Source organism: Sporosarcina sp. SG10008, assembly GCF_044569405.1.
Lineage (GTDB): Bacteria > Bacillota > Bacilli > Bacillales_A > Planococcaceae > Sporosarcina > Sporosarcina psychrophila.
In genome coordinates this window covers 3,440,104-3,466,806 of the sequence record NZ_CP172607.1, presented here as the reverse complement: position 1 = coordinate 3,466,806, position 26,703 = coordinate 3,440,104, and the positions used below count along the sequence as shown (strand labels likewise).

The following is a 26,703-nucleotide window of genomic DNA, read 5'->3' as shown; positions in this document are numbered from 1 at the left end:
TCTGGACGCAATTACGCCGAGGCGTAATTGATATTCTTCCCCAAAAAAACAAAAAAGCCCAAGAGATAACTGTTAAAAAACAGTTCCTCCCAGGCTTTTATCCTTCCGTGACACAGCATAGCTGTGAGTTTTCTCTCGGACCAGACCAACATTGACAGTTGCGGAACCCTAGAAAACATTCAAAGTATGTAATTACCTTGTATTATACACACTTTTAAATCGTAGTCAAATGTACAACATTATAAACAAAACATGATTTTAATTTACCTCATGTACAATCACTTGTCCTTAATGGTCCAAAGTAGGCTGCTTTTTTTATCCATTTTATTTGAAGATTAAGCGCTATAAAAAAGGGTATTAAATAGTATAAGGAGAATTACTACTAAACAAAGGACAATAACCGAAAAAAAGGAAGTGCACCCATGACAAGCTGGAATACAGAAGCGATCGAATTACTTGAAAGGAAACCGAAGCAACAAAATTGGGGAGCAAGAAGAGCCGCAAAAGATAAGAAATATAAATCATCCTCCCAATTAGTGGATGATTACATCGTACTCGATTTTGAAACGACGGGTTTGCGTGCTGGCGCTGATAAAATCATTCAAATTGGTGCCATTAGGTATGTAAATCATGAAGTGAAAGACATGTTTAATACGTTCATCAACCCCTTCCGTCATATCCCAGAGACAGTTACACGACTTACAGGCATTTCAAACGAAACAGTTGAATTGGCACCGAGTATCAATCAAAAAATTGAAGAACTACTCGAATTCATCGGAGATTTACCAATCATTGCTCACAATGCATCGTTTGATATGGGTTTCCTTTATGCACTCGACAACATCGATGGCATAAGCATTCCCGAGTATATCGTCATCGATACCGTCAAACTAGCTAGAAAAAAAATCACCGAAGCCCCCAACCATAAACTAACCACATTGACAGAATTTCTACAGGTCGAACACGATGCCCATGATGCCATCGGCGATTGTGTGGCAACAGCAGCCATTTATCAATATTGCGTGAAAAAGCATTTTTAAAATAAACTCGCATAATCTACTAAGTCGGCTCTGACTGGCGGCAGATTTTTGTTAAGGTAAGAACAGGAAATTAAATGAATGGAAAGGGGGAAATTAAAGTGAGGAAAAATGTGTGGGCCATCTGTACAGCATTAGTTATAAGTTTAGTTTACGGCACAATTGTAGGCGAGGCAGAGGTGAAAAAGCCAACACATTACATAGGACTTCATGATCGATTATTGGACTTTAAAGACGTCCAGGTCATCGATAACGATATGAAGATCCCACTTAGCGAAATCACAAAAGTACTCTACATCCCAGTAGAAAAAGAAGAAGGCATCACTTATCTTCGAAAACGAGGCACCGTTATCAGCTATGATGCTTCAACAAAATTGACATCGAAAGACGGTGTGGAACTCAGTTGGACTCCAATCGTCGACGTCAACGGCACACTCTACATTAGCGCAAAATACATCGCAAAAGTGACGGGATTCAAAGTAGAATACATCCAAAAATTGAAAACGTTGCGTATTTACCGCGATGACTACGAGCATATGAGCCATGCAGCTTACGAAAAACATGTTAAACAATTGTTGGATAAAAAACAGCCAGCCAAACCACCAGTTAAGCCAGAAAAGCCTGGAGCGAAATCCGGAACAACAATCTACTTGACCTTTGATGACGGCCCCAATAAATTCACAACAATCAACAATGCAACACTGAAAAAATATAACGTCCACGGTACATTCTTCTTCCTAGGAAAACACATGAAAAAAAACGAGGACATCGTTAAAACAGTGGCTGGCGATGGTAACTACATCGGCACGCACAGCATGACACACGACAAAGACAAAGTATATAAATCCACCAAATCATTCATCGATGAAATGACCGAAGGAACCAAACTCATCAACAAAATGACCGGCATCGATGCTAAACTACTCCGTGTTCCATACGGCAGCAAACCGCACGTCACACCGGCCATGAAAAAAGAGCTCAACCAATACAACTACAAAATGTGGGACTGGGACGTCGACTCCAATGACTGGAAATACACCGACAAAGAAGCTGATAAAATCGTTAAAAACGTCCGTGACGGTGTCGATAAAGCCAATAAATCCGGCGACCGTAACATCATCGTCCTGCTACACGACCGCAGTCAAACAGCAAAAGCCCTACCAGAAATCATCGAATGGCTACAAAAAGAAGGTTATACCATCAAAACATACGAACCCGAGCACCACATCATCCAAAACTTTCTGAGCGACACCACATTATAACCAAAAAACCGCCTCTTGCAGGCGGTTTTTATGTGCGGGAAAATGGGGAGCGGTCATATCTCCAGGCAATCGATCATATCTCCCGCAGAACCGAGCATATCCTTAGGCAAACGATCATATCTCGCACGCAACCGAGCATATCCTCGGGCAAACAATCATATCTCGCACGCAACCGAGCATATCCTCAGGCAAACGATCATATCTCTCGCGCAACCAAGCATATCCACAGGCAATCGATCATATCTCTCACGCAACCGAGCATATCCCCAGGCAATCGATCATATCTCCCGCGTAACCAAGCATATCCTCAAGCAATCGATCATATCTCCCATTCAATCGAGCATATCCTCGGGCAAGCGATTATATCTCCCGCGTCCCCGAGCATATCCTCATGCAAACGATCATATCTCTCGCGCAACCAAGCATATCCTCATGCAAACGATCATATCTCTCGCGCAACCGAGCATATCCTCGAGCAATCGATCATATCTCCCGCGCAACCGAGCATATCCTCAGGCAAACGATCATATCTCCCATTCAACCGAGCATATCCTCAGGCAATCGATCATATCTCCCGCGTCCCGAGCATATCCCGGCGCGAGCAATCCAAAAATAATTAGAAAGGAAGCTTTTGGCCACGGCCAAAAGCAGATTTAAGTCAAATGCATAGATCTAAAATCATACCACCCGCCAAAGCGGGAAACCGATCATATAGGATGTTGAACCAATCATATAACCTGTTCAACCAAGTATATACCTATGCTACCGATCATATCTCCAATTGAACCGAGCATATCCTAAGCCCAACCAATCATATCCAGCACCCGACCAGCCAACGGTAAATCAATACACCGCCCACCAAAAAGAGCAAGTGCTCAAATCTCAAATATATACCCAAAAACCCTATCAAATATCAATCATGCCACTGTTTAACAAATACATAATTCGGCTTTGGCGAAAAGTATATAAAACCACCAAAAATTCTGATATCATTTTTAAGAGGTGATAAAAAATTGATTTATAAACAAAGATCAATGCCGAAAATACTAATTGGATTAAGTGCATTAATGCCCCGATTACAGCCGTCACATGCCGAAATGCTTAGAGTCAGAGAGGACTTTCGAATACGAAAAGCAGGCTATGGTGGGGAGCAACACTTTGACAAGCATCTACTAGAATTCAAACCCCATTATCCACACGCTATCTTGCACGACGTCTGCTTGAAACAGAACGGCGTTTATTTTCAGATGGATTCGGTACTTATTACGCCAGCTTTCATTCTTATTATCGAAGTGAAAAACATTGCTGGGAAAATTATCGTGAAATCAAACCCCACACAGTTCATCCAAGAATCCCCGACAGGTGAACGAAAAGTGTTGAGCAACCCCATCGCTGAGCTCAATCGCAAGCAATTATTTCTCAATGAATGGCTCAAGCAAAGGAAGATCGATATCCCGATTAGCGGACTTGTTACTTTCGCATTCACCAATGAGTTAATCTTCGAAAACGTTCCCGAAACTAAAATCACATTCACCAATGAAACTCCGACTTATTTGTATTCCTTATCCGTCGATAAAGAAATCATAAGCAAAGATACTATACAGAAATTAACATTTGAATTAAGAAATAACCATCAAGAATATGATCCTTTCCCGTTAACCAAATTGATGAATATATCCCCAATTGATATTTTACCCGGAGTCATTTGTCCGGCATGCAACACTAGAGGAATGAAGTGGAAGCCTAGAAAATGGGCATGTTCGACGTGTAATCATACTGGACCTGAATATCATATTGCGGCGCTTGCAGATTGGAGATGTCTCATGGGCAACCGAATAACCAACAGGGAATTCAGGAGTTTCATGTTGCTAAATGACCGACAAGTAACAACGAGATTCCTTGCCCGATCCGGACTATCACACGAAGGAAAGGGGAAAGGTAGTTTTTATATCATGAATGAAAATACAAATAAGCATGAGTCAGCGCTTCATGAACTTTGAAGCGCTTTTCTACGAATAAAACTAGTAATCCGTCCAATGAAAACAACATTTAAACTAGTAACCAATTATAACTAGCGCCAAACCAAGCATATCCCCGGCCAAGCAATCAAATCTCCCATCCAACCGATCATATCCCCACCCAAGCAATCATATCTCCCATGCAACCGAGCATATCCCAAGCCAAGCAATCAAATCTCCCATCCAACCGAGCATATCCCAAGCCAAGCGATCAAATCTCCCATCCAACCGAGCATATCCCAAGCCAAGCGATCAAATCTCCCATCCAACCGAGCATATCCCAAGCCAAGCGATCAAATCTCCCATCCAACCGAGCATATCCCAAGCCAAGCGATCAAATCTCCCATCCAACCGAGCATATCCCAAGCCAAGCGATCATATCTCCCATCCAACCGAGCATATCCCAAACCAAGCAATCAAATCTCCCATCCAACCGAGCATATCCCAAGCCAAGCGATCAAATCTCCCAAGCAACCGAGCATATCCCAAACCAAGCAATCAAATCTCCCATCCAACCGAGCATATCCCATGCAACCGAGCATATCCCAAGCCAAGCGATCAAATCTCCCAAGCAACCGAGCATATCCCAAACCAAGCAATCATATCTCCCATGCAACCGAGCATAAACCCAAGCCAACCAATCATATCCCCACACCACCCCCAAAAAAACTTCGCCTCCCTAAACACCTCCATCTCCAGTATAATAAACTCACAGAACTATCCAATATCAAAGGGGGAACCACCAATGGACTACCTTTACAACCCAAATCCATCCATACGCCATACCGCCTTCGCGAAAAACGGCATGGTTGCAACCTCACAGCCACTGGCTGCACAAGCAGGCATTGAAATTATGCGCAGGGGAGGCAACGCAATCGATGCGGCAATCGCGACCGCGGCGGCACTTACCGTCGTCGAACCAACATCAAACGGTATCGGCGGCGACGCATTCGCACTCGTTTGGGTCAACAACAAACTGCACGGCCTCAACGCTTCCGGCCCGGCACCGCAATCTCTCACAATCGACGCCTTAAAAGCACAAGGCCACGACAAAATGCCAGTCTACGGCTTGACGCCAATCACCGTTCCAGGCGTACCCGCAGCATGGGCGGAACTCGCGCGCAAATTTGGCAATCTACCATTGAAAGAATCACTCGAACCAGCCATCCGCTATGCCGAAGAAGGCTATCCGCTCACACCGATTCTCGGCAAATACTGGAACGCTGCCTACAAAAAATACAGCACTTCATTTACAACAGAAGAATTCGATGCATGGTTCACCACATTCGCGCCCGACGGTAGAGCACCAGAAATCGGTGAACTTTGGAAATCACCAGATCACGCCGCCACACTACAATCCATTGGGGAGTCAAATGGAGAATCCTTCTACACGGGGGAACTAGCCGACAAAATCGACACCTTCATGCAACAACACGGTGGCTTTCTCACAAAATCTGATCTGGCAAACTACCAGCCAGAATGGGTAGAACCCGTCTCTACAAACTACCGCGGCTACGACGTTCACGAAATTCCGCCAAATGGCCAAGGCATGATCGCACTAATGGCACTCAACATCCTATCGGAAATGAACAGCCCAGTGCCGCACGACACGCAATCGCTTCACGAACAAATTGAGTCTATGAAGCTCGCATTCACAGATGGACAAGCATTCATCACCGAACCAACTGATATGCCAATTAAACCCGAACACCTTCTATCTAAATCGTACGCACAACAACGCGCCGCCAAAATTACAGCAACCGCAACATGTCCAGAACCGTATGAACTTCCAAAAGGCGGCACAGTTTACCTGGCAACTGCAGATGGGGAAGGCAACATGGTATCCTTCATCCAGTCGAATTATATGGGCTTTGGCTCCGGTATTGTCATTCCAGGCACTGGAATCGCACTCCAAAACCGTGGCGCGGACTTCTCGCTAGACCTGAATCACCCAAATGCACTAAAACCGGGCAAACGAACATTTCACACCATCATCCCAGGCTTCCTAACAAAAAACGGACAAGCCATCGGGCCATTTGGTGTCATGGGCGGATACATGCAACCGCAAGGCCATTTCCAAGTAGCCATCAACACAATCGATTACACATTAAATCCACAAGCAGCTCTCGACGCACCGCGCTGGCAGTGGATAAAAGACAATCTAGTCCACGTCGAACCGGGCTTCCCGAACCATCTCGCCCAAGCACTGACAAGACTTGGTCACCAAATCCAGCCAACCCTCGACTCAGGCTCATTTGGTCGTGGCCAAATCATCTGGCGAAATCCTAAAACCGGCGTCCTATCAGGCGGCACCGAATCCCGAACCGACGGAGCAATCGCCGTCTGGTAAAATATTTCATCGAACCCGCATAAGAATTACTTAGGCGGCTACTACCAAGCTTTAAAAGGTGTATACTTAAGCATCATCAAACCCGACACATAAGAAATAACGTTGCGAAGTACCCAATAAACGTTGTTTACTTCTAGTAAAAAGTTGCCATCTTACCCTACAGTATTTCGAACAACCAATCATCACCAAATCACCAACTAAAGGAGGGGACGGCCCCATGTGGAGAATCTACGCACTCCTCACTACCGCAATGCTTATCTGGGGATTTAACCTGCCACTCCTCAAATATCTGCTCATATATGTCGGTCCAGTTACCATGACAACATTCCGTATCCTGCTTGCAGGCATCACGGTATTCATCATTCTGGCGGCGTTCAAAATGCTTCGTCTGCCGACAAAAAATGAATGGAAATATATCATAGGAGGCGCGATGCTCAATGTCGTCCTCCATCATTACTTCCTTAACATGGGACTTGTTCGTACGACCGGCACAAACGCGGGACTGATACTCGGAACAGGCCCCGTCCTAACGGCGATCTCCGTCGCACTTATCATGCGGAATTACCCGTCTAAAGTGCAATGGCTTGGTTTCTTAGTCGGCCTAGGCGGCGTCAGCTCCGTCGTTTTAGCAGGCGGGGGAATCGGCGGTCTCGCTCTCGGTGATAGTTTCATTTTCATTTCAATTGCCGCTCAAGTACTGTCATTCCTAGTCATCGCAAAAGCAGCAAAAACACTCGATCCACGTATCATGACCGCTTATATGATGGTAGTCGGCAGCGCGGTATTACTCATCATTAGCCTGATTCAAGAACCCGGCGAAATCAAAGCATTTGCCACGGTACCACCTATGTTTTGGCTCGGTTTCGCAGCAAGCGCCATCATCGGCACAGCTGTCGGACACATGCTCTACAACTATGCAGTCGGAAAAGTCGGTCCAGCCAAAGCCGCCATCTTCATCAACTTCAACACCATGTTCTCCCTAATCGGCTCAGCACTTTTCCTTGGTGAAATCATCACCTATCGCCATCTCATCGGCCTAGCCCTCATCATTGCCGGCGTTATACTAGGATCCGGCGCCGCAGAAGATCTATGGAAAAAACGTCGTGCACACAAAGTTGAGCAGATTGATAAAAACGTTGTCTAGTCTCCTAAACCCGCCGTTTACATTCTAGATTAAGAGACCTTTCTTTTGAATAAACAATCACCACCCAATCAGCCATCCGGACCACCGGATGGCTTCCTTTATGCCCTTCAACTCTAAAAGTATAATTCAAAAGCTAATTAGAAAAGGGCAGTCCCGAATAAAATAAAGAAGTTCACAACGTATCCGAAAGACTAAGCAACGTATCAACGAAACTAAACAACGCATTCCTGGAACTAAACACCGTATCAATCAAACAAAACAACATACCGATCAAACTAAACAACACATCCCAAAAAGTAAGCAACATAACAACTAAACCAAACAAACACTCCCGCCAAGCCCCTTGCCACCTCACCCAAAACCTGCTATTCTACCACTGAACAAAGAATATTCAGACCACCGAAAGGAGTGAATCCCTATCTACACAAAACGCCAACCGCCGGACGATCTCATACCCCTGAAACGATTGCTCGCCCGGCTACCTGACAATCACCAGCAGTACAAAACAATCAGCAACAAACTATACCAGACGAAATCCGGCTATTCCGGCGAACTTAAAGTCGACCGTATCCTCAACGAAATCGACTTCCCCAAAGGTTCCGCCATCATGAAAAACATAACCGTGGACATCAAGCCCAATTTCCGCGTCCAGCTAGACACTCTAATCCTAACCCCAAAACGCGCAATCCTATTGGAAATCAAAAATTACGCTGGCACCGTCCTGTTCGACGAAGCATCCGGAAAAACTACCAAAATCTCTGGCGACGGCGCAATCGAAAAATTCGACTGCATCATCCATCAGCTAGACCGCGCTACGTACGCCGTCGAAAAATGGCTCAACCAAAAACAAATCGAATTACCCGTAGAACCAATCCTAGTAATGGCAAATCAGCGGACGGAAATCCCCAAAATGCCCGTATCCACACCGCTCAAATTCGCGAAACAGCTACCCAGATATATCCGAGGGCTCCCGGACATTCCAGACAAACTCACGCCGCACCAAATCACAACAATTGCCAACCAGCTTTATAGTAACCAAGTCAAATGGAAACGAATTCCCGCTAGCGAAAAACACAGCATCTCACCATTCGAATTAAAAAAAGGCGTCCTTTGTCCCGACTGTAATGCCATCATGCCAAGAACCCAAGGCCGCACATGGATTTGCAACCATTGCGGAAAACCCAACAAAGGTGCACTCGAACAAGCCGTCGCCGACTGGTACCTGCTCATCAGCCCAACACTCACAAACAAACAGCTCCGCCAATTTCTCGAATTAAACTCAAAATCCGCCGCCAGCATCATATTCCGCCAGCTGCGACTCAACCGAAAAGGCACACCACCAAGAACCATCTACACCTGGGACTACAAATTTCCCATGCATAAATAACAACAAAAAAAAGCCGCCCTCTCCACCGGGCGGCTACCTTTATATGCAAATCAAACCCATAACTCCACAACGTATCCAAGAAAGTAAACAACGCCCCCGCCAAACTAAACAACATTCCCGTCCAACAAGACAACATCAAACGAAAACTAAACAACACTCTCGAAAAACTAAGAAACATCCTCCAAATACAGAAAGGGAAGTTCAATAAAAGATAAAATTCAATAGCAATTCTAGAACATACGTATGGTACAATAAGAGAACAATAGAATAGGTAACTCAAGGGTGGTCAGCCCACTCCCGTATGAAAGGGGGTGGTGCCAATGTCAGTATTCGAGGCGCTAATGTTCGCAGTAGCTTTTGCAACATTAATCGTGTTAATACTCTCATTTGACCATAAAAATAAAAAATAACCCATCCTTGAGTTAGAGGCTCAGATGGGTTACTACTCCAGATGGGCTGATCCCCTTATAGGGAACCTAGCTATTGCTGACCGTTTGACGCTCGACACGTCAAGCGGTCCTTTTTATTCTTTACTAGATCTATTCTCAATATACAGTATGCTACAGAAGACTTCAAGAACCAGAACCAAGAAATAACTTAAAAAGCAGAAGAAAGGGAAGTCTTTAGTGGGCAAAAAGACGGTTGAAAAAAGTCTTGGCCAATCAAGTCCAAGAGTTCACAACGAATCAAACAAACTACACAACACTCCAACTCAACTACATCCCGCCGAAACATCACAACACTCCGATCCAACTAAACAACATCCCGTCGAAACCAAACAACATTCCCAACCAACTAAACAACACTCCTATCCAACCAAATAACATCCCCGCCGAACTAAACAACACCCCTCAACACCACACCCAAAAATCATCCCCCCACATCCCGCATATACTACTACCCACCAATCAAAAAGGGGGAACCACCATGTCACTCACCATCAACCCGCGCGTCCAACAAATAGAACCATCCGGCATCCGCAAAATCTCCAACCAGCTCATAAACTACCCCGATGCCATCAATCTAACCATCGGCCAACCCGACTTTCCAACACCCGAACGCATCAAACAAGCCGCCCACAAAGCAATCGACGACAACAAAACCACCTACTCACACAACGCCGGACTCCTCGAACTCCGGCAAGCCGTATCCACCTTTTTTACCGATAAATACAGCTTCACCTACAACCCGCAAACCGAAATCATCATCACAACAGGCGCCAGCCAAGCAATGGATACCGTATTCCGCACGATTCTCGAACAAGGAGACGAAGTCATCGTCCCCGCACCCATCTACACCGGCTACGAACCGCTCATCACACTCGCCGGCGCAACACCCATCTATCTCGACACAACAACAACCAGCTTCATCCCGGACCCTGCCCAACTCGCCAAACTCATCACACCAAAAACAAAAGCAATCGTCTTCAACTATCCATCCAACCCAACTGGTGTCACCATCCCGCACAAAACGATGGACGAACTAGCCGCAACACTCACCAATCACGACATCTTCATCATCTCGGACGAAATCTACAGCGAAAACACCTACCAAGGGGAACACCGCTCATTCGCTGAGTACCCCGAACTCAAAGACAAACTATTCCTCATCCATGGCCTGTCCAAATCCCATTCCATGACAGGCTGGCGCATCGGTTTCCTGCTTGCCGCCGAAAAATGGATGCAACAAGCCGGCAAAGTGCACGCCTATAACACCATCTGCGCAGGCGTCCCATCCCAACACGCAGCGATCTGCGCACTAACCGAATGCCAAGACACGCCTGCGGCAATGAACCCGGACTATATCCTACGCCGCGACTACATCTACACCCGGCTCTCTAACATGGGCCTTCCGACAGTCAAACCGGGTGGCGCATTCTACATCTTTCCTTCTATTAAAGAGTTCAACCTAACATCCGAACAATTCGCCCATACTTTGCTCGATGAAGCCCGAATTGCCGTCGTACCAGGCACCGCCTTTACGGCATATGGAGAAGGCCACATCCGAATTTCCTACGCCTACGCATTCGACCAACTCGAAATCGCCATGGACCGACTCGAAACCTGGATAACCAACTGGCGCAACAAAGAACGCCACATAGTTCCAAATCCACCGTTATTGTAATCAATAAAAAGTACCATTCTTGAAACAATCACCGAATAAAGGTATAATGTCTTTAGAAACGCATAACATAAAAAAAGACCGAGTGCGCTAACACTCGGCCTAGCAACTGCAAACCGCAAGAAGAGCGGTTGATCCGGTTTTAGACAGAAATAACCGTCATACCTTATCAGCGGGGGACGGTTATTTCTTTTTTACGAAGAAAATGATCAATGTGACTACAATTGTAAAGGCTGCTAACATTACAGTGCAAAGCTGAATTAGCAAATTTATCGATTCGTAAGTCGACATTGGCATCACCTCCATTCTCATGGAAGTGACCAACCGCCCACACTTCATATGCAATTACCAACTCTATCATAACACGAAAAGAACATTTGTTCTATCCTACGACAACAAAAATCCATCAATCGATTACTAAGAAATCAATAAAAACAAGCCCCTCGCCACCAGCAAGGGGCTTTAAACTTTTTCAACCAAACAACAAACCTCTCAATAACCCCGCAAAACATAGTATAATCATAGAAAAAGGAGGCACTACCATGAAAAAACACATCCCAACCCTACTACTCTCAGCAACTCTACTAATCGCATTCCAACCAGCTGCACAAGCTGCCACATTTACTGACGTGCCAACCGCACACTGGGCGCACAAAGCCATTGACGCAATATCCACCCGCGGCCTCATCAATGGCTACCCGGATGGAACTTACCGCCTCAATGAGCCCGTCACCCGAGCCCAAGCCGCAAAAGTCGTAGCACTCGCCATCAACGCCAAACCGACAGCCGCATTCAAACCGAGTTTCCAGGACGTCAGCCCAGCCCATGGCGCTTACAATCACATCCGCGCACTCACCGAACGTGGCATCTTCACCGACGGGGACAAATTCCACCCGAACGAGCCACTCACACGTGCGCAAATGGCCAAAATACTGACACTGGGCTATAAAATAATCGTCGACGACAATGACCTTATCAAATTCCAAGATGTCATTAAGCTCAACCAAAACTACGGCTATATCACGACACTCGCCGAACTCGGCATCACAACCACACCGCCAGGCGGTATGTACAAGCCAAACGACATCGTCACCCGCGCACATATGGCGGCATTCATCGACCGCACCACAAAATTCGAACTTGAGCGCGAAAAAGGCGTCATCTACTATGACAAAGCCCGCAGCATGTATATGGACAAATCCAAGCCCGATCCAATGCCGCCAGTAATAGACGATCAAGACAACGCCCTCAAAACCGTTGAACTTGTCAATAAACAGCGGAAACAGCTAGGCGTAAAAGAACTCATACTCGACGCTGATCTCTCAGCAATCGCTAAAGCCAAAGCGCAAGACATGGCGAAAAATAACTACTTCGACCACAAATCACCAACATATGGCACTGTCGATGAAATGCTGAAGAAATTCAACTACAAATGGACCGCATACGGTGAAAATATCGCTAGAGGCTACATCGCACCCGAATCTGTCGTCAAAGAATGGATGATCTCGCCAACTCACCGCGCCAATATCGCAAACAACAACTTCACACACGTCGGTACTAGTTATGCGACCGACGACAAAGGAAAACCGTACTGGGTCCAACTCTATACACAAAAATAAAAACACACATAACCAAACAACATTTCCACCAAACTAAACAACAAAATACCAAATCCACCCATCTTACAAACTTCAAAACTGGGTATAGGTTATAATATAAAAGAACATACCCGTGAAAGGGGACTCACCACATTGAAAAAAATCCAAACAGCATTCATCGCCATCATAACCCTGTTCCTATTTACACCAATCGCCCAAGCAAGTACACTCGACGACGTCAAATTCTTCGTCGAGACCTACTACTATGGTGACGTCCCTAAAAACCTCAACACCATGAAAAACGTAGACGAAATCGTCAACTCACTCGACGAATACTCGCGCTACATGTCCGCTGGGGAATACCGTACCTATCTATCGGCCGTTGCTGTGGATGAACACCAACCATCGTCAATCCAAAACGTAGCAGCAACAACACCGACTAAATCACCAGCAAAACCAGAGCACCCAATCACATCATCCATGCTCTACGGCAACATCGGCTACATAAAAATCGCCACGTTTTCCGCCGACCTGGGCAAGCAAGTGGAAGCACACTGGACGAAGCTCAAAAAAAATGGAGCAACCGGACTCATCGTCGACCTGCGCTATAACGGCGGTGGCTACGTCGACAGTGCCGAACAGCTTCTCGGCTTTTACCAAGGCGTGACAAACGCTTACTACCTATCTACACGCGAAGGCAACAAAATGATTAAACCGATACCAACCAAAACGAAATTCCCGAAACAATCATATGTGCTCGTCAATCGCTATTCCGCATCTGCATCTGAAATCGTCGCTGCGTCCCTCATCGATCAGCAAGCCGCTACCATAGTAGGTGAGACGACGAAAGGGAAGGGCAGTGTCCAATCCTTCTTTGAATTCAATGACGGTAGTGCACTCAAACTGACAATCGGGCACTTCACGGGACCCAAAGGAACGCTTGTCCATAAAAAGGGTATCCAACCTAGCATCAAAACCGAATCGAACAAAGAACTGATAGACATCCATCAGCGGCTCCTCAACGAGTCATTCAGCAACAAGCACTACAAAAAAATCGACAATCTCGACAATGTACCAACGACTAAAAAAATGACTATCCAATTTACCCAGCCAATGAACTTTAACAACGCACAGACGTCCAATAATATAGAACTAGTTAAAGTAGGCGGCGTAGCCGTCCCAATCACCATCAACCAAAAGGCCAACAACACAATTGAAATTGTTCCTAACAAAAACCTGCAACCCGGCGCTTCCTATGAACTCATCATCCACCCGGGCTTGAAAAACACTAATGGCCGTACGGTTAAACAAGGCACATACGTCCCAATCACCGTCAAAAACGCTAGCTGAAGCCATTGGGTACTTGGAAAAACTGGTGTATAGCCCCGGTGATATGTACACGAACACCAATTGTGCTATAATCAACAAATGTATATTGGTGCATCTGACCAATTAGTATTTATAATAGAACAAGCAATATCCGGAAGAGAGGATAATCATAATGAATACAAACCAACCTAAAAATATATGCGTCATCGGACTAGGCTACATAGGCCTACCAACAGCAGTAATGTTCGCCAACAGTGGCGTCCGCGTACACGGCATGGACGTCAACGAAAAAGCAGTTAACATGATCGCTAACAAACAACTTCATATAGAAGAGAACGGACTTCAAGAGCGTCTGGAAGAAGCAATCGACAAGGGATACTTCACGGTTTCAACACAACCTGTCGAAGCAGACGTCTACATCGTGGCTGTCCCATCGCCAATCAACCCGGACAACACAGCAAACTTGGAGTACATCCGTAAAGCAACAGCGTCAATCGTTCCTTATCTAAAAAAAGGGGCATTGGTCATTCTCGAATCAACCGTGCCACCAAAAACAGTAGAAAACGTTATGTTGCCTGAACTTCGCAAGTCAAACCTAGAGCTAGGTGTCGATCTATTCGTCTCACACTCACCAGAGCGCGTCATTCCAGGCAAGATCTTCGAAGAACTCATTAACAACGATCGCATCGTCGGTGGTATTACGCCTGAATCCGCTGAGATGACAAAAGAGCTATACCAAACATTCGTCCAAGGGGAAATCCACCTAACTGACGCAACAACAGCGGAGCTCGTCAAAGTAATGGAAAACACCTACCGTGACGTTAACATCGCGTTTGCCAATGAACTCGCAAAAATCGCAGAAACAATCGACGTCGACATATGGGAAGCTATTCGCTTTGCCAACTTCCACCCGCGCGTTAATATCCATACGCCAGGACCTGGTGTAGGCGGACATTGTATCGCAGTGGATCCTTGGTTCTTGGTGGAATTAAGCCCGGAAAACTCCGACATCATTAAGAAGTCGCGCCTGACGAACAACGGCATGCCGAAATTCACAGCGCAAAAAGCACAAGCACTTCTCGAACAGCATGGCATTCAGTGCGGTAACGTCGCAGTTCTCGGTCTTGCATTCAAAGCCGACGTTGACGATCTACGAGAAAGCCCTTCGACGGAAGTTATTAAAGAACTACAAAACTTGAATCTACAAGTAACGTCATTCGATCCACATATCAAAGAACTGCAACACCCGACACAACGCGCAACACTAGGCGAAGCGCTTCAAGACGTTGACCTGATTATCCTGACGACGGATCATACGGAATTTAAAAACCTCAATCCGGAAACAGTGAACACTGGCGACACCAAGCCACTCGTACTCGATACAAAAAACGCACTCAACCGTGACAAGTGGGAACAAGCCGGATTCCGTTTCTTTAAGCTCGGCGATGGCAAAAACAAAGGGCTTTCTTCTATATGAAAGAGACCATTCTTGGCGTCCAAGTCAACACGGAAAACTACGACGAGTTAATACCGAAAGTCTTCCGCAACATCGAAGACAAGAAGAAATCACTCGTCGTAGCCATCAATCCGGAAAAGCTGATGAAAGCAAAAGAAGATCCGGGACTTAAAGCGCTTCTTAATAGAGCCGAGTTCCAAATCCCGGATGGCATTGGTGTCATTATCGCGTCCAAATTAAAAAAGGGAAGTATCTCATCACGCATTACCGGAATTGACATGATGGACCGCATCGTTAGGGAAGCAGCACGTACTGGGCGTGCAGTTTTCCTGTACGGTGCGAAACCAGGTGTTGCCGATAAGGCGGCTCAACAACTAAAACAAACCTATCCAGATCTCATCGTGGCAGGAACACAGGATGGCTATGAATCAGACACTAGTAAAGTCTTAGAAACTATCAATAAGGCCAAGCCTGATATTCTATTCGTTGCGATGGGTTCTCCAAAACAAGAGCAATGGATTGAACAACATCGGGACAACCTATACCCAACGTTGTATCAAGGCGTTGGTGGTTCATTCGACGTCCTTGCAGGTAACGTCAAGCGAGCACCCGCCGCATTTCAAAAAATGGGTGCGGAGTGGTTGTATCGTCTACTAAAAGAACCAAGTCGCCTTAAAAGGCAAATGAATCTGCCAAAATTCTTATTTGAAGTTTTCAAACAAAAATAAGGTTGACACTCTTGTATTCCGGTAAAAGTGGTGCTAGAATACTAAAGTGTAAGGATAATTTCCTCTATAAAATATATAACAAACGCCATGCAGATCGAAATTTGGTTGGTTGACCACACAAAAAGACTCGAACAGTTCCCATCTGTTCGAGTTTTTTTGTATTGAAAAGCGGAAGTGCCTGCTAAGCCCCAACAAGCGCTGAAGGCTTGCAGATATGGCGCCCTTTGCCATTATCAGTAAGTCTGAAGCGACTCGAGGGGCTAGGCACTGGAGTCTAGACACCCCCGAAAAGCGGAAGGCGTCGTCCAGATACGGCAGGCATAAGACGAATTGGCGAAGCGGCGTTCTTTGCCGCACAGCCGAGTCGGCTTATGACCCGAGCATCTGACGCCTGAAGCCTAGACATACCGAATAGCGAAAGGCCTCCATAAGCAAGCTCCCGGGTGCCAGTTACTTCCACAACTCACAATCTTCGAATTGTGGCAGCAGCTGGCACCCAAAGTAATGAATGACAATCCTCCCAATTTGGAAAGAAAACCATTTTCCGCCATAAATTCAAAACAGATGAAAATAAGAGGATTCGATGTTTATGTGGATCGAAAAAACCATATAATTCCCACTTAAACACGCATAGGTAAGGCGAAAAGACTGGAGATCGCGTAAGGAATTCCAAATACATAATCAGCAGTAACTAGACACTAACAATTGAAATCGTTCTGTAACTTTAAACCAAAAGTCGTAAAATACTTGATATATATCAGATATGCGATAGAATGGTAGAAGCGGCTCAGGAATCTAGTAATGTTTCCAAAGGGATTTACTATATTACTAACTTGTAATTGACATCCTTGTCGTAATTATCTATACTTTAATCTGTAATGACTTCTATCTTTCATTTTGCCGTGGAAGTAGTTGACACAAATTTATTTTCTATCTAAGAGGAGGAAATTATTCAATGGCTAACCAACCATCTAAGTACAGCAAATTTTTAGTAGGGGCTGCATCAGCAGCACTAGTAGCATCCGCAGTAGCACCAGTAGCAAGCGCGGCAGATTTCAAAGATACGAAAGGTAACACGCACGAAGAAGCTATCAACGCTCTTTCTGATTCTGGTGTTATCAAAGGCTATTCAGACGGTACATTCCTACCAAACAAAACGTTGACTCGTTCTGACGTTGTTAAAATGATGGGTAAATGGCTTGTAACTGAAGGACACGCAATTCCTGCAGATGCAAGAACTAACCCACGCTTCACTGACTTGTCAACAAAGTCTAACGCAGAACTTCTTGACTATGCTGCAGTTGTTAAAGACGCAGGCGTATTCATCGGATCTAACGGTAAACTTCTAGCAGTTGATAACATCACTCGTGAAAACATGGCACTAGTGCTTGTTCGCGCATTTGATACTGTTGAAAAAATCGACTTGGCTACATACGTAGCTGGACAAGATTTCAAGCGTGATGTAAAAGATCTTACATCTGCAAAATCTGAAGCACGTGCTGCTATCGACGTTCTTGATTTCTTCGACATCACGAACCCAACAGTTGCTAGCTTCAATCCAAAAGGCAACACAACTCGTGGACACTTTGCTACATTCCTACACAAAACAATTAACGCAGACTTCTCTAAAGTAGCTGGCGAAGCAGCAGAAGGCGTTGTATCAGTTAAGGCTGTTAACGCAACAACTGTTGAAGTAGCTTTCAAAGAAGAACTTAAAGACGTTAGCGCTCTTAAATTCTCTATTGAAGGTCTAGCAATCTCTAATGCTGCTGTTAAACAAACAGATAGCAAAGTATTGGTACTTACAACTGCTACTCAAACAGGAGACAAAGAGTACACACTTAAATCAGGTGAATCTACACTTGGTAAATTCAAAGGGATCTCTGGAGTTATTCCAACTAAGATCACTATGAATACTGCTTCAACACAAGGTGTTGTTGGTAAAGAAGTTACACTTAAAGCTGACATCGGCGTTAAAGAAGCAGGAGTTCCTGTAACATTCAACGTATCTGCTGGTTCTAAATTGAACAAAGACCACATTGAAGAAGTAACAACGAATGCTGAAGGTATTGCAACTTATTCTTACACGCAATATGTTTCAGGCGAAAGCGATGACGTTGTTGCATATCCAACAGGCGCACCAGCAGTACGTAGCCTAGCTACAGTATACTGGGGAGTTGACACAATCCTTGCAATTACACCAACTGATGATAAGCAAGGTAACAACGTAGCTAACGGAGCAAACAAAGTATACAAAGTTACATCTAAAGATCCTAAAACTGGTAAAGTTGTAGCTAACCAGAAATTGCATGTAACATTCGTTGAAAACGTAGGTGTTTCAATTGACAAGACATCTAAAGCAACTGTAAACGGTACTAACCCTATGCAATTATCTAACGGAACTGCAGCAGTTACTGCTGAAGTTGTAACAGATAGCAAAGGTGAAGCTACATTTACAGTATCTGGTCATAACACAACAGTTACACCAGTTGTATTCCATAACGAAGTAAACAGCAAAAAAGAAGATGTAAACGATTGGGAAGCTACTAAACTACAAGCACAAGCAGCTGAAAAAGTAGTATTTGGAGCAACTCAAGCAGATTACGTAATCGATGTTACACGTGACGGTCTTGAAGAAGCAGCAGTAGGCGTTAATAACGGTCGCGAATACAAAGTTGTTTTGAAAACAAAAGACGGTAAAGTAGCTGCGAACGAAATCATCAACCTTGGATTCAATGAAGATCTTGATCGCAACATCAATACGAATACAGAAGCATATTTCGTCGATGAAGATGGAAATAAAGTTCCTGATGCAAGAACAAAAGCTTACACTGTGAAAACAGACGCTAAAGGTGAAGCTACATTCACAATCGCTAGCGATAATCCTAGAGGGATTAAAGACTATGCGACACCAATCGCTTGGATTGATATTAATACAAGCAATGCACAAGAAGGTAAATTTGACGATGGCGAACCATTCAAAATCGCTTCAATCTCTTACTTTGCGGAATCGAAACTTACAGACGGTACTGTTAAAGCATACAATGATGCAGTGAGCACAACAAAAGCTATTAAAGAATTCACTGGTAAAGAAACAGCTACATTCAAGTTTGCTGCTGCAAACCAAAGTGGAAAAGCTATGACTAGCCTACCTGAAGGATACAGCCATATCACAGCTTCATTCACAGTATTCAATGAAGGGGCAAACGACATCACTGTTGACGGCCATGTTGTATCACCAAATCGTAGCTATACAACATCTACAATTGGTAGTGTAACTACACCTGCACAAATTCTAGTGAAAGCTGATAAGGATACAACTACTTCTGTACGTGTAGTAGCAAATGGAACAGCAATTCCTGTTTCAACTACTAACAACCGTCCAATTAACCTTGGAAGCCACACAGCAGAAGCTAAATTTACATCTACATCTGCTATTGGTGTAATCCACACTGGTATTGTTAAAACAATCGATACTGACAAAAAGGATATCTATTTTGAAGGAAAAGAAAAAATCAGCTATAAAGATGCTTCATTCAAGAACGTGAATGCAGTTGCTCTTACACAAGCTGAATTTGAAACACTTATCCAAGCTAACTTAGACACAGCTAAAGTAACAGTTAAGAAAGATGGCGATAAAGTAATCTTTGAGATTGTTTCTCTAGGTGATCTTTCATCTTCAGTTTCAGCAGTTAATGCTGCAACAACTCTTGCTGAAGTTAAAGCTGCTCTTGCAGGCGTGAAAGAATATCAAGCACTAACAGCTACAGCTAAGGCTGAAGTTGCTGATGACATTCTGAATGATTTAACAACAAACAGCAAAGTATACACACCTGCTTCATTAAAGGCCGCAGTTGATATTGAACTTCGTGTAGGAGCTAAGTATACTGCTGGTACTATTACAGTACCAGGAGAAACGGCTAAAGGATCATTTGTAGTAGATGCTACTAATAAACTAGAAGTTGAATCTGCTGCTGGTTTAACTGAGTACAATGATGTTAAAGTTGAATTTGTTCTAAATACAAAAGTTGAATCAAATGTTGAGACTGATTATGATTCAAAAACTAAAGTATTAACTGTGAAATTACCGGTTTCTGCTATTGATTCAGTAACTGGAACAGCTACAGCTGATGCAGTTACTGGTGCACAAATTAAAACAGCAATTGATGCATTCAATGGTGGCGATAAATTAGTTGCTACTGTAACTGGATTTGCTACTGATGCTTCTGCATTAAAAGGTAAAACAATTACATTAAAAGGTGCAACTAAAACTACTGTAGGTGCTGATACTACTTTAGTATTAACATTCTCACATGCGTTAACTACTGATACATTTGCTGACTTAGCATTTGCTGGTGGTAGCACTATTACAACTGCTGATTCTACTGCAAGCGTATCTGCTGATAAGAAAACAGTAACTATCGTTGTTAATGGTAATAGCACTGGTGCTTCTTCTGATACTGTAACTCTTGGTGATAAAATTACTGGATACGGTAGTTATGCAGTAACAGGTAAAACAGTATTTGAAGACGCGGTTGTTAAGTAAGTTCGAAAAAAAATTTTTATAACAATCCAGACAAATCATCTAAGAATATCTTGATGACGTCACTCACACAACTCAGATACAATTTTGACTGCTGAGTATGACACGAAAGAATATAGTCCTTCAATCGAGCAATCGGTTGGGGGGCTTTTTCTGTTTCAACTACTTTTTCAAGCATATATTATAATCCTGAATATAATAAACAAGCCCTAGTTCCCATTAAGTGCGTGCCTGTACACCACACAAATCAGACACTATTCCGATGATACGGAAAACTGGTAACTGGCACTAGCGTTGCATAGTATTCATAAATAGTAAAAAAAGATAGATTATACACTAATGAAAAAAAGGGAAACACGTCCGTAAAAGGAGAATTGTTTTCTTTTTTCAAACATTAGAAATTCCTCTTAAATAATGCACTTTAGTGATATTACTTACAATTGCGAAATCTTCTCCAAATGGATTTCTATCGGTTTGGAATCAGGCAATCTTTTCCTTCCTTTGCTTTTCTTTAACCGACGTTTACAGGTAGTTAAAAGATGGCTGATCGGATTGAACATATAGAGACGAAATACCATTAAAAACGCCCATACTGACTTTTTAGGTTGATGAATGAGTCGCATGATTTCAATGAGGGCAAAGGTAATCGACGTAATAAACAATTGATTCCAGATACCTGCGGGCGAATGGCTAAACAAATGACTAACCTTTAAATGCTTCTTAATTCATTTAAAGAAGAGCTCGATGTACGTTCTTGTAAGTCTCTAAGATTTTTGCTTCAGTTAAATCGAGACGATTCGTGATTAGAAGGAAAGACGTGCCTTCAGAATCAACAAATTCAATGTAGCGTAACGGTTTTTCACGTGTCCGCATTAACACCAATTCATTCTTCACGAAATTTGGAAGGGGAGGTGTATATGATTTGAGTGTTTCTGTCGTGAAGGTTTTTCGAACACGTACGAGAAATTGTATGTTCCGCTGCAGCCACCCATCTTTGTTTTATGTGCATAATCTCGATGATGTGATTCACGGCATCAGAGTCCGCTAGATTCCCATGGATGGAATCATATTTTCGGAAAATACACTATTCGAAGAAGCGACTACTAAACGAATATGCAGTTTAATCCGACTGGATACTTTGGAAATGGCTGTCCAATTTGTTGCGTTGTCTGATAGCTTGATATGTTCCATCAATAATTCTCAAAATCACGACTTTGGGATTAATCCCTTCTGCATGCCTTTGTAATAGCCAATAGTGTCGAGCTATGCGGCCGTGCAAGTCGGCCAGGTCAGCCGTATTCAAATCAATGAGTCGACGACTAATTTGTGAGTGACCAATTGATGTAAGCCCTAAATCTCGTTGTAAGGTTTTTTTTGACCGAATCCCTTCTTCGATTTCACGAAGACTTTCCCACTTACATAAGTTGGCCATAATCAAGATTTTCACCAAGGAAAAGTCAGTTAACTTTTTCGTATCATAATTCATCAATGGACAAGCCAGAATATTAACTGGCAATAGAGATAAATATAGACGAAAGACTAAATTTTCGTCTACAATTTTCATAAGGAAGCTTCTTTCTGTAGAGTAGATAACTGATTAGTCGTCAGTTTCATTTTACAGGATGAGCCCTTTTTGTATTAATTTAACTTTATTTCTGATTCCAATCCTTTGTTTCACATTACTTTACTGCTATGCAAGGCTAGTGGGCACCGGGAATACGATTGAAATATAGAAAAAGTTTTCTACATAATCTTACATAATTACCTAAAATATCATGTAGGTTAATAGGATGTGAACTACTGGAATTTACTATTAGGTCGAAAATCTGTTAATTTGTCGGTATATTTAAATTAACATAATACTAATAGGATTGTATGCTTGAAGTGGACATATGTGAGATTTAGATAAACTATTGGCCTTATGTCATTTGGGAAGAAATTCTTGAACAGGAGTGGATTGATGTAAATAGATAAAATAGACAACCACGCAGTGATATCATTAAAATTCCAAAATAAATTTAACACTTTTTACAATGATATAACAAAACACGCCAATGTTAATAATCACTTAACATTTAAAGGGATTTAAAATGGTAACCTTAATTTAAGGATTAACGTAATCCTCAAATTACATACGATTAAAGGAGGTCAGTAAATGAAGAAGCATACCAATCCGTATCAAAAAATATTCGGAGCGTCATTAGCTGTAGCGGTAGCAACGGGAACGATAGCAGTAGGTGCACCAGTATATATAAAAGCCGATGAGGTGAAAATACCCGCGTTTTCTGATGTAAAGGATATTGAAAGTCATCATTTCTATGAAAGTGTTAGAAGTCTGGCTTCTAGAGGTATAGTAAAAGGTTTTGCCGATGGTACTTTTAAACCTAATCAGTCAGTAACTCGGGGACAAATCGCAAGCGTTTTAGCGCAAACAATTGGATTAGACACAAAAAACGTGAAAAACCCGGGATTCAAAGATTTGAAAGTGACTGACCCGCATTATGGATCAATTGCTGCCCTTGTTGAAGCAGGCATAGTAAAAGGGTATGACGATAAGACATTTAAACCTGGTGGGTCACTGACACGTGCGCACATAGCCAAGATGATTAGTATCGGATTTAATCTAGAAGAAGCCAAGCTTACGAATAGCCCATTTAAAGATGTGAAAGCTGAACACTGGTTTGCAGATTATGTTCAAGCATTGATCACCAATGAAATTACAACTGGAACCACACCAACTACATTTGAACCGAATGCTTTCGTTACAAGAGGGCAAATGGCTTCTTTAATCGTTCGAAGTGAAACGTCTTCCCTTGTTGAGCAAAATGACTCTACAGTTAAAAATACGGGAAAACTGGTTAGCGTAACAAATGAGTCAGTTAAGCTATCGACTGGAACATATGCGTTGTCCGCAGACATGAAGAAAGTTTTGAATGCTTCCAATTCGACAGCTCTTATAGGAGCAGTCTTAGACTATACAGTTAAAGACGGCGTACTCATTGAAATTGCTTCAATTGAACTTACAGCGAATGGCAATGAAACAAACAATGTTGTACTAGATGGACAAGGATCTAAATTTGCAGGAACAGTACGTGTTAATGGTGATTATGTTTCATTGAAAAACATAACGATTGCAGTCGATTTGGAGATAGGGAAAGAAGTAGAAAATAGTTTCAAAGCGAATAAAATGACAGTTTTAGGCGGAATAAATCTTACCGATAAAACCTCAGTAAGCCAAGTCAATAAAGTGTTTTCAACAGCTGCTGTAGAAATGAAAGAACCAAGTTTTGTTTTCACGGACTCTGTCATCCAAGCTGTTGAAGTGTCGAAGAGTAAAAAAGTACTAATTGAAGTAAAAGGGAATTCAACAGCCCAAGGCTTCACCCTTTTATCGAACGTCCACTTAAAAGCCGATAAGGGAATTACATTGCCAAAAGTGACTGTCGAAAAAGGTGCAACGAAGGTAACGCTTGACGCGTCAGTGGACAATCTTATAGTGGACACGCCTAATCCATTGACGATTGATGGAACAGCCACTATCAAAAATGTCACTGTCGAATCCAAGACTGACTTGAAGCTCTTAACAATCGGGGAAATCGGAAAAGTCATTGTTAAACTTAAAGGTACGACAATTACATTAGGAGATAGAACAAAAGTTGGTAGTTTTGACCTACCAGAAGGAATAACGTTAAAAGATGTTATTGTGAATTTTGATGGATTCAATAGCGGTGGTACTAGTGGTGGAAACACAGGCTCAGGTAAGGATCCTAGCCCAAATCCAAATCCGAATCCAAATCCACCAATCATCGATGATGGAAAAACGTTTAACCTTTCTTTGATGCACGTAAATGATATACATGCGAATACGGACAAAGCACCAAGGCTTGTTACAGCAGTGAAAGAAGTACGGACAGTTAAACCGGATGCATTGTTATTAAATGCAGGGGATGTCTTCTCAGGTACGTTATATTTCAATGAATTCCTAGGCCAAGCAGACTTAGCGTTTATGAATTTAATGAAGGTCGACGCTATGACATTTGGTAACCATGAGTTTGACCTTGGTTCATCAGCGGAAGGTCACAAAGCATTGGTCGACTTCATTAAAGCTGCAAACTTCCCATTTGTATCATCGAACGTAGATTTCGCGAAAGATCCATTGTTTGATGGATTGTTCAATACGAAAATTTCATCAACTCCTGACAACAGCAATATCTACACGGGAATTGTAAAAGAGATAAACGGAGAAAAAGTCGGTATCTTTGGTCTAACAACTGCGGAAACGAAAGACATTGCCAGTCCAGGAAATATTACATTCTCTAATTATATTGAGGATGCAGAAAAAATGGTTAAGGAATTTGAATCGATGGGTGTTAACAAAATCGTTGCACTTACACATATTGGTTTTGATGATAATGCCGCTATGGACAATGACAAAGAACTAGCTGCACATGTAGCTGGGATTGACGTAATTGTGGGTGGACATAGTCATACGCAATTAGACAAGCCGGTAGTTGTAGACAAAGATGGAAGTGGGAAAGCGAAAGATAAAACAATTATAGTACAGGCCTATCAATATTCAGATTACCTTGGGACTTTAGATGTTGAATTTGATAAAAATGGTGTCGTTGTTGGTCATGCAGGAAAATTAATTAAGACTGCAGATAAAGCAGAAGATCCTGAGGCAGTTGCGCTCTTAAAACCTTATAAAGATAAAATCGCAGCTGTAAATGAAAAGGAAATTGGAGTAACACTTAATAATGCACTATTAAGTCCAAGAACATCGGATGAAGGTTATGTACCGGGCACTAGCGTACGAGCTCATGAAACAATTCTTGGGAACTTAATTACAGATGGCATGCTTGCAAAAGCGCAAAGTTATGTAAAAGACAAAAATGTAATCATGGCATTCCAAAATGGTGGGGGAATTCGCGCTGGTATTGGAGCAGGACCAATCACGGTGGGTGAAGTAATCACAGTACTTCCATTTGGTAACACATTAGCGACAATGGGTCTCACAGGTTCCGAATTAAAAGCTACATTCGAAATTAGTTTTAAAGATTATCCGAAAGAAAGCGGTGGATTTTTACACATAGCTGGGGCGAAAGTAGAATTCGATTCTTCAAAACCCGCTGGACAACGTGTAGTTTCAATTGCTTATGAAAATGAAGAGGGTACTTACACTGAAATCGAAGACGCTAAGTCATATACAGTAGCAACAAACGCATTCACTGCAAAAGGTGGAGACGGCTATGATGTTCTAAAAAAAGCTTATGAAGCAGGTCGTGTAACTGATCTTGGCCTTTCAGATTGGGAGAATTTAAGAGAACATTTAGTATCACAAAAAAACATAATTCCAACTAAAATTGAAGGTCGTATTGTAGATGTAGCAGGTGTTGTAGAAGAACCAGGTACTGAAGACGTAGCAGGTGAAGATTTCTCAGGTACAGTTGACACACCGAAAGTTTACAAAGGTAACGTAACAGTATCGGTTACAGATGTAGTTTCATTTGAAAATGTAACTGTAAAAGGAAATTTAATTCTTACAGGTACGCCAACTGAAAACGTGTCATTCGCGAATATTACGGTTGAAGGTAATTTAGATCTATCAGGCTTGAACTCAGATGTCTTTGAATTTGATGGTATTACTGTAGCTGGAGAAATAACGCTTTAATTCTTCTCGCAAAGCCTTCTGCTTGTAGGCTCAAGGCTTTGCGTATTCAATGTCACATT

General features: G+C 43.0%; 17 protein-coding genes and 1 riboswitch. Of the genes, 14 read left to right on the top strand and 3 right to left on the bottom strand.

All coding sequences use genetic code 11. The annotated features are described in order from the left end of the window. Positions 1–84: 84 nt before the first annotated feature. Positions 85–183, bottom strand: a riboswitch (guanidine-I (ykkC/yxkD leader). A 239-nt stretch (positions 184–422) separates the two neighbouring features. From ACGLYD_RS16230 to ACGLYD_RS16220, 3 genes are all read left to right on the top strand, one after another. Beyond that, the gene (locus ACGLYD_RS16230) at positions 423–1,040 is read left to right on the top strand and encodes an exonuclease domain-containing protein (RefSeq protein WP_338654988.1); all 618 of its coding nucleotides are present in this window, start codon (positions 423–425) and stop codon (positions 1,038–1,040) included. Between the two features lie 74 nt (positions 1,041–1,114). Next, entirely contained in the window at positions 1,115–2,299 is a 1,185-nt protein-coding gene (locus ACGLYD_RS16225; RefSeq protein WP_399629279.1) for a polysaccharide deacetylase family protein, read from the top strand. A gap of 1,013 nt (positions 2,300–3,312) precedes the next feature. Next, on the top strand, positions 3,313–4,299 hold the full coding sequence (locus tag ACGLYD_RS16220) for a nuclease-related domain-containing protein (protein WP_399629277.1): 987 nt from the start codon (positions 3,313–3,315) through the stop codon (positions 4,297–4,299). A gap of 475 nt (positions 4,300–4,774) precedes the next feature. Here ACGLYD_RS16220 and ACGLYD_RS16215 read toward each other — a convergent pair whose 3' ends face one another. After that, positions 4,775–4,981 (bottom strand): hypothetical protein, encoded by a 207-nt coding sequence (locus tag ACGLYD_RS16215; protein ID WP_399629276.1) that lies wholly within the window; start codon positions 4,979–4,981, stop codon positions 4,775–4,777. Positions 4,982–5,062: 81 nt separating this feature from the next. Between ACGLYD_RS16215 and ACGLYD_RS16210 the strand changes: the two genes are divergently transcribed. The 5 genes from ACGLYD_RS16210 to ACGLYD_RS16190 all read left to right on the top strand — a co-directional run bounded on the left by ACGLYD_RS16210 (position 5,063) and on the right by ACGLYD_RS16190 (position 11,322). After that, complete coding sequence (locus ACGLYD_RS16210) at positions 5,063–6,667, top strand: gamma-glutamyltransferase family protein (RefSeq protein ID WP_399629273.1); 1,605 nt, start codon at positions 5,063–5,065, stop codon at positions 6,665–6,667. Positions 6,668–6,884: 217 nt separating this feature from the next. Beyond that, positions 6,885–7,811: a DMT family transporter gene (locus ACGLYD_RS16205; protein ID WP_187045904.1), complete on the top strand. Its 927-nt coding sequence runs from the start codon at positions 6,885–6,887 to the stop codon at positions 7,809–7,811. A 466-nt stretch (positions 7,812–8,277) separates the two neighbouring features. Continuing rightward, on the top strand, positions 8,278–9,198 hold the full coding sequence (locus ACGLYD_RS16200; protein WP_399629271.1) for a nuclease-related domain-containing protein: 921 nt from the start codon (positions 8,278–8,280) through the stop codon (positions 9,196–9,198). 320 nt (positions 9,199–9,518) lie between these two features. Further along, positions 9,519–9,608 carry a putative holin-like toxin gene (locus ACGLYD_RS16195; RefSeq protein WP_222617995.1) on the top strand — a complete coding sequence of 30 codons (90 nt, stop codon included), beginning with the start codon at positions 9,519–9,521 and terminating at the stop codon, positions 9,606–9,608. Positions 9,609–9,840: 232 nt separating this feature from the next. Next, positions 9,841–11,322, top strand: coding sequence for an aminotransferase class I/II-fold pyridoxal phosphate-dependent enzyme (locus tag ACGLYD_RS16190; RefSeq protein WP_399629268.1), 1,482 nt, complete (start codon positions 9,841–9,843; stop codon positions 11,320–11,322). 180 nt (positions 11,323–11,502) lie between these two features. On the opposite strand, the gene ACGLYD_RS16185 is transcribed toward ACGLYD_RS16190, so the two are convergent. Continuing rightward, positions 11,503–11,610 carry a putative holin-like toxin gene (locus tag ACGLYD_RS16185; protein WP_222617994.1) on the bottom strand — a complete coding sequence of 36 codons (108 nt, stop codon included), beginning with the start codon at positions 11,608–11,610 and terminating at the stop codon, positions 11,503–11,505. 251 nt (positions 11,611–11,861) lie between these two features. Between ACGLYD_RS16185 and ACGLYD_RS16180 the strand changes: the two genes are divergently transcribed. From ACGLYD_RS16180 to ACGLYD_RS16160, 5 genes are all read left to right on the top strand, one after another. Continuing rightward, positions 11,862–12,938: an S-layer homology domain-containing protein gene (locus ACGLYD_RS16180; RefSeq protein ID WP_399629264.1), complete on the top strand. Its 1,077-nt coding sequence runs from the start codon at positions 11,862–11,864 to the stop codon at positions 12,936–12,938. A gap of 132 nt (positions 12,939–13,070) precedes the next feature. Next, the gene (locus ACGLYD_RS16175) at positions 13,071–14,267 is read left to right on the top strand and encodes a S41 family peptidase (protein WP_399629261.1); all 1,197 of its coding nucleotides are present in this window, start codon (positions 13,071–13,073) and stop codon (positions 14,265–14,267) included. 151 nt (positions 14,268–14,418) lie between these two features. Then, positions 14,419–15,723, top strand: coding sequence for a nucleotide sugar dehydrogenase (locus ACGLYD_RS16170; protein WP_399629259.1), 1,305 nt, complete (start codon positions 14,419–14,421; stop codon positions 15,721–15,723). Continuing rightward, complete coding sequence (locus tag ACGLYD_RS16165) at positions 15,720–16,430, top strand: WecB/TagA/CpsF family glycosyltransferase (RefSeq protein WP_067213010.1); 711 nt, start codon at positions 15,720–15,722, stop codon at positions 16,428–16,430. The genes ACGLYD_RS16170 and ACGLYD_RS16165 overlap by 4 nt, the downstream gene beginning before the upstream one ends. 955 nt (positions 16,431–17,385) lie before the next feature. Then, the gene (locus ACGLYD_RS16160; protein ID WP_399629256.1) at positions 17,386–20,976 is read left to right on the top strand and encodes an S-layer homology domain-containing protein; all 3,591 of its coding nucleotides are present in this window, start codon (positions 17,386–17,388) and stop codon (positions 20,974–20,976) included. Positions 20,977–22,093: 1,117 nt separating this feature from the next. Here ACGLYD_RS16160 and ACGLYD_RS16155 read toward each other — a convergent pair. Next, entirely contained in the window at positions 22,094–22,537 is a 444-nt protein-coding gene (locus ACGLYD_RS16155) for a hypothetical protein (RefSeq protein ID WP_399629253.1), read from the bottom strand. A 591-nt stretch (positions 22,538–23,128) separates the two neighbouring features. Here ACGLYD_RS16155 and ACGLYD_RS16150 point away from each other — a divergent pair. Then, the gene (locus tag ACGLYD_RS16150) at positions 23,129–26,644 is read left to right on the top strand and encodes an S-layer homology domain-containing protein (RefSeq protein ID WP_399629251.1); all 3,516 of its coding nucleotides are present in this window, start codon (positions 23,129–23,131) and stop codon (positions 26,642–26,644) included. Positions 26,645–26,703: the final 59 nt, after the last annotated feature.

Bases quoted from the DNA above. Each gene is read 5' to 3' on its own strand.
- ACGLYD_RS16230 (WP_338654988.1), top strand. From the start codon at position 423: ATGACAAGCTGGAATACAGAAGCGATCGAATTACTTGAAAGGAAACCG.
- ACGLYD_RS16225 (WP_399629279.1), top strand. From the start codon at position 1,115: ATGAATGGAAAGGGGGAAATTAAAGTGAGGAAAAATGTGTGGGCCATC.
- ACGLYD_RS16210 (WP_399629273.1), top strand. From the start codon at position 5,063: ATGGACTACCTTTACAACCCAAATCCATCCATACGCCATACCGCCTTC.
- ACGLYD_RS16205 (WP_187045904.1), top strand. From the start codon at position 6,885: ATGTGGAGAATCTACGCACTCCTCACTACCGCAATGCTTATCTGGGGA.
- ACGLYD_RS16195 (WP_222617995.1), top strand. From the start codon at position 9,519: ATGTCAGTATTCGAGGCGCTAATGTTCGCAGTAGCTTTTGCAACATTA.
- ACGLYD_RS16185 (WP_222617994.1), bottom strand. From the start codon at position 11,610: ATGTCGACTTACGAATCGATAAATTTGCTAATTCAGCTTTGCACTGTA.
- ACGLYD_RS16180 (WP_399629264.1), top strand. From the start codon at position 11,862: ATGAAAAAACACATCCCAACCCTACTACTCTCAGCAACTCTACTAATC.
- ACGLYD_RS16170 (WP_399629259.1), top strand. From the start codon at position 14,419: ATGAATACAAACCAACCTAAAAATATATGCGTCATCGGACTAGGCTAC.
- ACGLYD_RS16165 (WP_067213010.1), top strand. From the start codon at position 15,720: ATGAAAGAGACCATTCTTGGCGTCCAAGTCAACACGGAAAACTACGAC.
- ACGLYD_RS16160 (WP_399629256.1), top strand. From the start codon at position 17,386: ATGGCTAACCAACCATCTAAGTACAGCAAATTTTTAGTAGGGGCTGCA.
- ACGLYD_RS16155 (WP_399629253.1), bottom strand. From the start codon at position 22,537: ATGAAAATTGTAGACGAAAATTTAGTCTTTCGTCTATATTTATCTCTA.
- ACGLYD_RS16150 (WP_399629251.1), top strand. From the start codon at position 23,129: ATGAAGAAGCATACCAATCCGTATCAAAAAATATTCGGAGCGTCATTA.